We start from the raw sequence: 10,612 nt of genomic DNA, 5'->3' as shown, positions 1-10,612 counted from the left end.
TTGAACAGCTGTGAGAAAACAAAATCCTGTTCAGACAGGCCGTTTTCGTAATCAAATTCCAGGCTTTGGTCGACTGACTTCAACGCAGAGGTGATGACCCTTTGCTTAAACCCATGCCTGTAATCGTTAAAATTTTTGCTGGCCCTAGATAAAAATATAATGCCTGTGATCAGCAGCGCTGCACCCGAAATTCCAAATACCAGGACAAGATTACCAAGGACGACCCCAATGCCAATTAGCAGGATGCCTCCTCCAATAAAAAAATAGGACTTCAGCCTCTGGGCGGAAACGGTTTTTCGCTGAACTTCCAGGGCTGCCAATGCTGCCTCGAAAGACACATCCGCGATGCTTATTTGTTCGGCCATTAACTGTTAAAAAGATCTCTGGCACTAACATTTTTTCGCTCCTCTTCGGTATTGGCCAAAACTTCAATAGGCTGATAATTTAACATGCCGGCAAACATACTTCCCGGAAACATCATGATCGCATCGTTGTAATTGGTTACTGCTGCATTATAAGTCCTTCTGGCAGCGGCAATCTGTTCTTCACTTTCTGTCCAGGTACTCTGCAGGTTGATGAAACTGTGATTAGCCTTCAGATCGGGATAATTTTCGACGTTGACCATTATACCCCTCACGCCTGAACTCAGCTGTTTATCAAGATCCAGCTTCTCCTCATTACTCAGGCTTGCACTGCCGGCTTTGGCACGCAGTTCGACTACTCTGGTGAGCAGGTCACCTTCGTACTGCATGTATTGTTTTACAGTTTCAACAAGGTTGGGCAACAGGTCAAATCTTTTTTTGAGCATCACATCTATTGCCGAAAAGGCATTGGTTACCTGGTTTTTCTTGCCAATAAGGGAGTTGTAGAAACTGACCCCTATGATCAGCAATACAGCTATAATAATGAATACAATAATCATTTTTTAGGATTAAGAGGTTTATTTATAGAATAAATATATAAATACAATTCCATATAAAACAAAAAATCCTCGTTACCTATCGATAACGAGGATAATCATCCCTATTGTTTGTCAGCAAGCATAAATGCCTGATAACGATTAACTATATGCAAATGACAGGCCAAGGTTTAGAATGCGGATAAGTTGCCGCTAATTAATTAATAGTCAGCACGATAAAAATTTGATCAAATTATGTCAAAAATATACTCAGGGAATTTTTTTCCACGATCTGTAGAAATCTCAAGCGATTTTACACACCACAAAGATGTTTAAACAGCTATCCGAATAGCATGGAAAAAACATCTTCAATCTTGCTGACACCTGCAATTTCAATTTTATATTTAGTACTTACCAGGCCTTTGAGGTTATAGTTGGAAATGAATATCTTTTCAAATCCCAGTTTTTCGGCTTCTGATATTCTTTGTTCGATACGGTTTACTGCTCTTATTTCTCCTGACAGTCCCACTTCCGCGGCAAAACAGATTTTGGAAGAGATAAAGATATCTTCATGGGAAGAGATGATGGCTACTAAAATAGCAAGATCTATCGCAGGGTCTTCTACTTTAATTCCTCCGGCGATATTTAAAAATACATCCCGTGTGCTCAGCTTAAACCCGCATCTTTTTTCAAGGACTGCAAGCAGCATATTCATTCTTTTTGTATCAAAGCCATTAGCAGACCGCTGAGGCGTCCCGTATGCTGCTGTGCTGACGAGCGCTTGTGTTTCTATTAACATCGGCCTGGCGCCTTCCAGTGTGGCTGATATCGCAATTCCGCTCAGGTCTTCTTCTCTTTGTAAAAGCAGGATCTCTGAAGGATTGGAGACCTCTCTCAGCCCATTGCCATGCATCGCATAAATGCCCATTTCGGCCGCGGCACCAAACCTGTTTTTTATAGACCTTAAAATACGGTAAACATGATGGCGGTCTCCTTCAAACTGCAGGACCGTGTCTACCATGTGTTCCAGGATTTTTGGGCCGGCTATGGTGCCATCTTTAGTGATGTGCCCGATCAGGAAAACAGGCGTGTCGGTTTCTTTGGCAAACCGTAAAAGTTCTGCAGTGCATTCCCTTACCTGGGAAACGCTTCCGGGAGTAGAATCAATATGGGCAGAATGCAGGGTCTGAATTGAATCTACGATCATGATGTCAGGATCCAGGGTCTCAATCTGCTTGAATATATTTTGTGTAGAAGTTTCCGTAAGAATGTAGCAGTTTGCTTTCGGCTGACTGGTAATCCGCTCGGCCCTCATCTTGATCTGCTGTTCGCTTTCTTCGCCGGAGATGTACAGTACTTTTTTTCCTGTGATGTTCAGTGCCAGCTGTAGCATCAGCGTGGATTTTCCAATACCGGGCTCACCACCAATAAGTACTACTGAACCCGCTACAAGACCACCTCCCAATACCCTGTCGAGCTCCTGGTCACCTGTCAGGATCCTTTCTTCATTTACTGTCTTAATGTCATCGACTTTTGTCGGTTGGTTCAGACGCTGCGATCCGGAGCTTGTCTTCCAGGAGGGAACTTTAGATCCCGCCTTTTCCGTAATCTCTTCTACAAAAGTATTCCATTCATTGCAGGAAGGGCATCTTCCCAGCCATTTTGCAGATTCGTATCCGCAACTCTGACAAAAATACGCTGATTTAGTTTTAGCCAATTGATGTGATTTTTAATCGTCGAATTTAGTCAATTCAAGTATAAATAAATACCCCTTAAAATAAATAAGTCTGACCTCCATAGGAGATCAGACTTATTTAAAACAGTAGCTTTAACACTACAATTTAATCTCTTCGTCCTTTGCCGACAGAAAATGAAATTCTGTCAGGTTATAAGAAGGGACAGCTTTAATCTTTATCCTTTGCCCGAATTTAAAGAACCATTTCCATTTTAAGGAAATAAGGCCCTTTTTAATATAAGCCTCGATGTAAGGATGTACGCAAAGCGTAATGTTTTTTTCATTCTGCTCCTGCAAAATATAAGTCAGATTGTTTTCGATATCGTCCATCAAAACAATGCTTGCCTTAATTTCTCCGGTACCATCGCATGCCGGGCACTTTTCGCTGGTTACGATATTCATTTCAGGTCTTACCCTTTGACGGGTGATCTGAACAAGACCAAATTTACTCGGCGGAAGGATCGTATGCTTTGCCCTGTCAAGGAGCATCAGGTCTTTAAGGTAATCAAACAGCACTTTACGGTTGACCGGTTTGTGCATGTCTATAAAATCGATGACCACAATACCGCCCATATCTCTAAGGCGCAGTTGCCGCGCTATTTCCTTTGCCGCTTCTTTGTTTACCTGAAGCGCATTGTCTTCCTGGTTTTCCTTGCTGGCAGTTCTGTTTCCGCTATTTACATCAATGACATGCAGGGCCTCAGTATGTTCTACAACAAGGTATGCGCCACCAGCTAAATTAACCGTTTTACCAAAAGAGTTTTTGATCTGCTTTTCAATACCGAAATGTTCAAAAACAGGTTCTTTATGGCGGTATAACTTAACGATCTTTTCCATTTCAGGAGAGATCTCATGCACATAAGAACGAATGTCTTCAAAAAGATTCTGATCATTTACATACACATTGGTGAAGTCGGTACTTAAAATGTCCCTGATCAAGGTAGACGTCCGGTCCATTTCTCCCCAAACACGTTTGGCAGGTTCTGCTTCCGGAAGTTTTTTGATGAAATTCTCCCATTTGGCTACAGAGTCCAAAAGGTCTTTTTGAAGTTCAGCGACACCTTTGCTCTCAGATACTGTTCTGATGATCACACCAAAGTTTTTAGGCTTAATGCTTTCAATGATCTTCTTCAGCCTGTTGCGTTCCGTATTGCTCTTAATCTTCTTGGAGATAGAAATCACATTAGAAAAGGGAACAAGGACAATGTACCGGCCGGCTATAGAAAGGTCAGAGCTCAGACGGGGGCCTTTTGTTGAAATAGGCTCTTTGGCGATCTGAACAGGGAGCAAAAGGTTTTTGCTGACCACTTCAGATATTTTTCCGGCCTTATTGATGTCTCCTTCTAGCTTGAAATTATCCAGCAAAGTGCCATTAACAGAGCCGTTACGCTTGATTTTAGTTAGCTTTATTAAAGATTGTACCTGAGGACCCAGATCGAAATAATGCAAAAACGCATCTTTCTCATAACCTACATCTACAAACGCAGCATTTAGGCCCGGCATTATTTTTTTAATGCGGCCTAAATAAATGTCGCCTACAGCGTAGTTGTTATTGATCTGTTCTTTATGAAGTTCTACAAGTTGTTTGTCTTCAACTAAAGCTATGGTTACTCCCGATGGAGAGGAATCTATAATTAGTTCTTTTACCAAAAGCTACAGATTTTAAGGCTTTTTAGCCTTATTAACACATGGACAATAAAAAACTATGCAACCAACAAACAAGGCTATGATCAGATCTTAACCTTGTTTGCCAGGCAAAACATAATGAAACTATTTTTTCTTATGTCTGTTTTTTCTTAAACGCTTCTTGCGTTTGTGCGTAGCCATTTTATGTCTTTTTCTTTTTTTACCACTTGGCATAATTTTGAAATTTAAATATTTTTATAAATCTGTTTATTAATTTTTACTTTTTAGCGCCAGTACCTTGTCATCTATGAATTTAGACAGCGTAGGATTGGCAGCAAGTTTTTTACTTTTTAAATAGGCATCAATAGCTTCCGTATTTTTACCTAAATTTTCATAAGCAGTAGCCAGATAGAAATAAGCGTCAGGTGAGGGTTTGATGGCGATAATGTCATTGAATCTTGCTATTGCTTTATCAAACTGGCCCGATTTAATTGCGAATGTACCCAGACTCATGTTGGCTTTCAGATTCTTAGGGTCTTTTTTAACCACGTCCATCAGCATGGCTATACCCTGCATAGGCATGCCCATTCCTTCAACAATGGTGATACCCAAGCCTGTTTTGGCATCATTACTTGTCGAATCTATTTTTACGGCATTAGAAAAAGCAGCGTTTGCATTTTGTAGTAACGCTGGTTGCAGCAGACTGTCCCTGGTATTGTCAAATGCTTTTAAAAAGCGGTCACCGGTAATCAGCCAGTTGTCTAACGTTTGTTCCTGCAAAGCAACAACCTCAAGATACATAGCACTTGGAGCGGACTGCTCTACGTCATCCCATTTTTGAGCAAGTAATTTTGCCGTCTGAACTTTATCTTTTTCGGAAGCGCCGTTAAATGTCGTCTCCAGGGAAGTAATTTCCGCAGCAAGGCTGGTGCTGATCAGGTTTTTTGCAGTAGCAGAGACCTCTGTCAGGCTGATCTCCTGGGCCGGACCGGCAGGAGCCATTTGGGCGGCACTTGCCGGTCCACCTTTGCCGTTTTCCTCTTTAGGCTTTACCAGTCCTTTAATATCACGTGTAAACAAAAATGCAATGAGCAATACGATTGCTCCAATTATACCTAGTTGTTTGTATCGGATATTATTTGACATGGTCGGATTAGGCTTCTACGCTTATTTTTTTAGAATTGTTCTTTACTTTATCAACAAAAACCTTTGCTGGTTTAAAACTTGGAACAAAATGTTCGGGGATAATGATCGCAGTGTTTTTAGAAATATTTCTAGCAGTTTTTTGTGCTCTTTTTTTAACAACAAAACTACCAAAACCTCTTACATATACATTTTCACCACCGATCATGCTGTTTTTGATCACCTTGAAAAATGCTTCAACGGTCTCTTGCACATCTACTTTTTCAATTCCTGTTTTCGTTGATATTTCTGAAATAATATCTGCCTTAGTCATATTCTCTAATTATTTAATTATAATGTATTATACTTTATAAGTGTTTTGGGGTTGCAAAAGTATTGCTTTTTAATGAGATAGGAAAATAAAAGATGATTTATTTATCATCTCTTATATCAGTGAATTGCAAGTTTTACCAAAAACAAATAATAACAGTGTATTTTTGCAGACATGATCTTTCAGAACGAAATCGTAAAATGGTATTTAAGCAATAAAAGAGAGCTGCCCTGGAGAGGTTCTACTGACGCATATGTAATCTGGCTCTCGGAAATTATCCTTCAGCAGACCCGGGTTGAGCAGGGTCTTCCTTATTTCCTCCGGTTTTTAGAAAATTACCCAACCGTTGCCGATTTTGCATCAGCTTCTGAGACCCAGATATTGAAATTATGGCAGGGATTGGGATATTATTCACGAGGGCGGAACATGTTGTATACAGCCAGACAGATCCAGGAGAAGTACGGGGGAATATTTCCTGTTATTTATAAGGATCTGATCGCCCTTAAAGGCATTGGAGATTATACAGCGGCGGCCATCGCATCGTTTTCTTCCAATGAGTCCCGGCCTGTTCTGGACGGGAATGTATTCAGGCTTTTATCCCGCTACTTTGGAATTGATGCTGCGATCAACAGCACTGCCGGTAAGAAAGCATTTGCAGAACTGGCACAAGCGCTGATCATCGGGCAAAAGCCATCGCTATACAATCAGGCGATCATGGAATTTGGGGCGCTGCAGTGTAAGCCGAAGTCGCCGGCCTGCCCGGCCTGTCCGCTGCAGGAAGGATGTTTTGCCCGAAAAAACAACAGGGTAAACGAACTGCCGGTTAAAGAAAAAAAACTCAGGAAACGCATACGCTATTTCAATTACTTTTTCTGCTCCGATGAAGCCTCAAACATACTGGTAAAGAAACGATCTGCAGGAGATATCTGGCAGGAGCTGTACGACTTTCCGCTCATAGAGACCGAAGATGTTTATACAGAGCAGCCTTTGAAATTTGAAACCGCAATAAAGGAGACCTTTGGTGATCGCTGCAGAATAACTTTATTGCACCAGAAAAAACATTTATTGACTCACCAAACTATATATGTTCAATTTTTTGCTTTAGATAATTATATCATTAACTTTAATCAGAATGCAGACATAAAGTGGGTTTCATTGGGTGAATTTGAACAATTACCGCAGCCTAAAGTGATCACAGATTTTATGTCCGCATTCGTAAACCAAATAAACCAGTAATTCAAATTTCATGTCAGGTATCAACAAAGTTATTTTAGTAGGGCATTTGGGAAAGGACCCGGAAGTCAGACATTTAGACGGTGGCGTAACTGTCGCCAGTTTCCCTTTGGCCACATCAGAAACCTATAACAAGGACGGAAAAAGAATAGAGCAGACAGAATGGCATAACATTGTATTGTGGAGAGGCCTGGCCGAGGTTGCCTCAAAATATTTGCAGAAAGGGAAACTGGTTTACATCGAAGGCAAGCTTCGTACACGCTCATTTGAAGACAGGGAAAAAATAAAGAAATATGTGACAGAGGTAGTCGCCGAAAACTTCACCATTCTCGGGCGAAAGAGTGACTTCGAACAGACTCCTGCCAGTCATGAGAATACCACGCCAAAAAGTGAAAATGACTATGCAGATCAGGATGATCCTTCGGGAGATCTGCCGTTTTAACCATAAAAAAGAGAGACTATCATTTAATAGTCTCTCTTTTTAAAACACAAATAATTTTAGCGTTTATTCAACAGTAACAGATTTGGCAAGATTTCTTGGCTGATCTACATTGCATCCCCTCAATACCGCAATATGGTAAGACAGCAACTGCAGCGGGATGGTCGCCAGCAACGGCAGGAATGCCTCGTTCGCATCAGGGATCTCTATGCAGTAATCTGCCATTTTCCTCACCTCCACATCACCTTCGGTGACGATGGCCAGAACAATACCTTTTCTTGCTTTTACTTCCTGAATATTGCTGATCACCTTTTCGTAAGAAGAGTTTTTAGTCGCAATCACTACCACTGGCATTTCCTCATCGATCAGCGCGATCGGGCCATGTTTCATTTCAGCAGCAGGATATCCTTCCGCATGAATATAAGAGATCTCCTTTAGCTTCAAAGCACCCTCGAGGGCAACAGGGAAGCCACTGCCTCTCCCCAGGAACAGGCAATTCCTCGAATCTTTAAACTTGAGGGCAATTTCTTTGATCAGATCATCTGATTTTAATGCAATTTCAATTTTGGCCGGGATGTTATCCAGCTCGGTCAGCAATTCAGTCAGCCTGGACTGGCTTACAGTGCCTCTCTGCTGTGCAAGATGGAAAGCAATCAGGGTCAGTACGGTTACCTGTGCTGTGAAAGCTTTGGTTGAGGCTACGCCAATTTCCGGCCCCGCATGTGTATAAGCACCTGCATGCGTAATGCGGGGAATAGATGCGCCAACCACATTGCAAACACCAAAGATGGTTGCCCCTTTTTCTTTTGCCATCTCAATTGCCGCCATAGTATCCGCCGTTTCGCCGGATTGTGAAATGGCAATGACCACATCTTTTTCAGTGATGATCGGATTTCTGTACCTGAATTCTGAAGCATACTCTACCTCAACCGGAATCCTTGCATATTCTTCGATCAGGTATTCTCCTACCAGACCGGCGTGCCAGGAAGTTCCGCAGGCAACTATGATGATCCTGTCAATGTTCTTCAGCTTGTCTGCATACTCATTTATCCCGCCCAGCTGAACTCTTCCCTCGTTAGGGTAGATCCTTCCTCTCAGGCAGTCTCTTACAGAACGCGGCTGCTCATAGATCTCCTTTAACATGAAATGCTCGTAGCCGCCTTTTTCCAGCATTTCGAGTTTCAATTCCAGCTCGTGTATATATGGGGTCTGAACCACATTGTCTAAGCGCTTGATCAATAACTCATCACGTTTTACGAAAGCAATTTCATTGTCATTCAGGTAGATCACATTTTTAGTGTACTCTACAATGGGGGTGGCATCAGAAGCAATGAAGTATTCGCCCTGTCCAACACCAATTACCATCGGACTTCCTTTCCTGGCGGCGATCAGCTGGTCCGGATGCGCTGCATCCATCAAAACGATCGCATACGCACCGCTTACTTCATGCAAAGCAAGCCTTACCGCCTCCAGCAGGTCTATTTTTTCATTTTTATAAATCTCTTCGATCAGATGGACCAGCACCTCCGTGTCGGTGTCACTTTTGAATTCATGGCCTCTGCTGATCAGCTCTTCTTTCAATGTAGCATAATTCTCAATGATGCCATTGTGGATGATCGTAAGCTGGCCATCGTTTGAAGTATGCGGATGTGAATTCCGGTCGGAAGGAGCACCGTGAGTAGCCCATCTGGTATGGCCCATTCCTGCAGTACCGCTGAGGTTGCTGCCATCTGCAAAGTTTTCGAGTTCCTGAACTTTTCCGGCTTTCTTATAAATGTGTAAGCCTTCATCAGAAGCAAGTGCAATGCCCGCACTATCGTAACCGCGATATTCCAGTCTTTTCAGTCCTTTAATAACTATAGGCCAGGCCTCTCTATGACCAATGTAACCAACTATTCCACACATATGCTCGTAAGGGTTTAAAAAAAAATTCTCCGAAAATAACGATTCCCGGAGAATTTAATGAAATATGCTTTGTAAATAAATCTTTAAATTTAATCCGTCTTTGTATAATAGATATTCAGCTTCAGCGGTTTGTCAGCCGCACCTGCGGCTTTTGTAGAAAGGACGGTCCTTGCACCCGAACTAATGGAAGAACTGATGTCAAACTGAGTGAGTGAACTCGACCCGATAAATGTGCCGTAGTCCTGCGTGGTGCCATCTATCAGTTCCTGAAGGTAGGCTGTTAGCGTAAAAGTATAACGTTTATTCTTTTTGTCGTAGAAGCCGCCAAATGCTGCCGGAGAACCCGCATATCTTGGATTGCGTGAATTTCCTACACCTTCAATATTATCAGTCAGGTTTACACGCTGGCCAGCTATATCGAGCCTGTAAAGCGTCAGTCTTTCTGCCGGTATGTATGGCGCCACATCTGTTCCGCTGCTCACGTTTAGCACAAGTTCGGCCTTGTTGATCACAATCTTTGATTTGGGATTTCCGGCCTTAGCCTCATCCACGAATTTTTTAAGATCCGTAAAGGAGATCTTATTTTTCAGACCACCGGCGGCTTGCAAATAAGTGACTGCATACGGTGTCGATGGATTGGGCACATCGAGCTGCGCTTTGATGGGGGTCCCGGTATAATCATGTTTAAGAGTTGCAGCAACAGGAAGTCCTATTGGGAACGATATCGAGGCAGTGTCTCTTTGTATCTGGGAGTTGGATTGAAGTTTTTTATAATAGATTTCAATTTTCGCCCTTGTAGTTTCATCTGTTGACGAGAAATCAAAGAAGGCAATTCCGCCATTTCCGGTACTTTCAGCTTTATTTACAGTTATTTTCAAACCCTTGAAAGCCTGGTTAAACTTTGAGGTTTTTGACTTTGTCGCCGAATCCAGATCCAGGATATTAGCTTGTACAAATTCACTGGCTAGCCTGATTCTAAGCTGGGGAACCGGCAATAACCTGGTTGTATCTGCCTTGCCCGGCACCACATCAGTGATCGTCGCTCTGGTATTTGGTCTGAGCATGCCTGTAACAGATCCGGCAATGGTTTTACCAGGAGCCCAGTCCCTGATCGCCCACTCTTTATTACTCAAATAGGATTTCTCAGTAGACAGGTCCTGCTCCAGCTGCTGAACAACGAAACTATAACGGGAAGTTGCGGTATCTCCGTAAACACGGGTAATCTTCGACGAATCTACCGTGTTCGCATAAGGCAATACCAGTATTGCGGAATCCACAAGCGGGTCATCACCAAAGCTGTAGTCTAAACTAGGCAGAGAAACT

The 10,612-nt window shown here is 42.4% G+C and carries 9 protein-coding genes and 1 pseudogene; 2 read left to right on the top strand and 8 right to left on the bottom strand.

The window, feature by feature from the left end; all coding sequences use genetic code 11:
- The 6 genes and pseudogenes from VK541_RS05165 to VK541_RS05140 form a co-directional block, all read right to left on the bottom strand.
- Positions 1–365 (bottom strand): annotated as a pseudogene (locus VK541_RS05165) (galanin); the annotation flags it as partial.
- Positions 365–922 carry a LemA family protein gene (locus VK541_RS05160; protein ID WP_324367599.1) on the bottom strand — a complete coding sequence of 186 codons (558 nt, stop codon included), beginning with the start codon at positions 920–922 and terminating at the stop codon, positions 365–367. The pseudogene VK541_RS05165 and the gene VK541_RS05160, both read right to left, overlap by 1 nt.
- A 316-nt stretch (positions 923–1,238) precedes the next feature.
- The gene (radA, locus tag VK541_RS05155) at positions 1,239–2,615 is read right to left on the bottom strand and encodes a DNA repair protein RadA (protein WP_324367597.1); all 1,377 of its coding nucleotides are present in this window, start codon (positions 2,613–2,615) and stop codon (positions 1,239–1,241) included.
- Between the two features lie 117 nt (positions 2,616–2,732).
- Positions 2,733–4,283 carry an Rne/Rng family ribonuclease gene (locus VK541_RS05150; protein WP_324367595.1) on the bottom strand — a complete coding sequence of 517 codons (1,551 nt, stop codon included), beginning with the start codon at positions 4,281–4,283 and terminating at the stop codon, positions 2,733–2,735.
- Between the two features lie 246 nt (positions 4,284–4,529).
- Positions 4,530–5,405, bottom strand: a complete 876-nt coding sequence (locus VK541_RS05145; RefSeq protein ID WP_324367593.1) for a tetratricopeptide repeat protein — start codon at positions 5,403–5,405, stop codon at positions 4,530–4,532.
- Between the two features lie 7 nt (positions 5,406–5,412).
- Positions 5,413–5,715: an HU family DNA-binding protein gene (locus VK541_RS05140; RefSeq protein WP_108552488.1), complete on the bottom strand. Its 303-nt coding sequence runs from the start codon at positions 5,713–5,715 to the stop codon at positions 5,413–5,415.
- A 171-nt stretch (positions 5,716–5,886) separates the two neighbouring features.
- Between VK541_RS05140 and mutY the strand changes: the two genes are divergently transcribed.
- Positions 5,887–6,948: an A/G-specific adenine glycosylase gene (mutY, locus tag VK541_RS05135; RefSeq protein ID WP_324367587.1), complete on the top strand. Its 1,062-nt coding sequence runs from the start codon at positions 5,887–5,889 to the stop codon at positions 6,946–6,948.
- 10 nt (positions 6,949–6,958) lie between these two features.
- Positions 6,959–7,387, top strand: coding sequence for a single-stranded DNA-binding protein (locus VK541_RS05130; RefSeq protein ID WP_285059689.1), 429 nt, complete (start codon positions 6,959–6,961; stop codon positions 7,385–7,387).
- Positions 7,388–7,450: 63 nt separating this feature from the next.
- On the opposite strand, the gene glmS is transcribed toward VK541_RS05130, so the two are convergent.
- Both glmS and VK541_RS05120 read right to left on the bottom strand, forming a co-directional pair.
- Positions 7,451–9,289: a glutamine--fructose-6-phosphate transaminase (isomerizing) gene (gene glmS / locus VK541_RS05125; protein WP_324367582.1), complete on the bottom strand. Its 1,839-nt coding sequence runs from the start codon at positions 9,287–9,289 to the stop codon at positions 7,451–7,453.
- 89 nt (positions 9,290–9,378) lie between these two features.
- On the bottom strand, positions 9,379–10,612 hold a 1,234-nt coding region (locus tag VK541_RS05120), incomplete at its 5' end, for a DUF4270 family protein (RefSeq protein WP_324367580.1).

This window comes from Pedobacter sp., assembly GCF_035317785.1.
GTDB lineage: Bacteria > Bacteroidota > Bacteroidia > Sphingobacteriales > Sphingobacteriaceae > Pedobacter.
The sequence above is the reverse complement of the archived record's forward strand: the minus strand, read 5'-3'. Positions and strand labels throughout refer to the sequence as shown.

What these genes read in the sequence shown, in the direction of transcription:
- VK541_RS05140 (WP_108552488.1), bottom strand. Translation starts at nt 5,715, where the DNA reads ATGACTAAGGCAGATATTATTTCAGAAATATCAACGAAAACAGGAATT.
- VK541_RS05130 (WP_285059689.1), top strand. Translation starts at nt 6,959, where the DNA reads ATGTCAGGTATCAACAAAGTTATTTTAGTAGGGCATTTGGGAAAGGAC.
- VK541_RS05160 (WP_324367599.1), bottom strand. Translation starts at nt 922, where the DNA reads ATGATTATTGTATTCATTATTATAGCTGTATTGCTGATCATAGGGGTC.
- mutY (WP_324367587.1), top strand. Translation starts at nt 5,887, where the DNA reads ATGATCTTTCAGAACGAAATCGTAAAATGGTATTTAAGCAATAAAAGA.
- VK541_RS05145 (WP_324367593.1), bottom strand. Translation starts at nt 5,405, where the DNA reads ATGTCAAATAATATCCGATACAAACAACTAGGTATAATTGGAGCAATC.
- glmS (WP_324367582.1), bottom strand. Translation starts at nt 9,289, where the DNA reads ATGTGTGGAATAGTTGGTTACATTGGTCATAGAGAGGCCTGGCCTATA.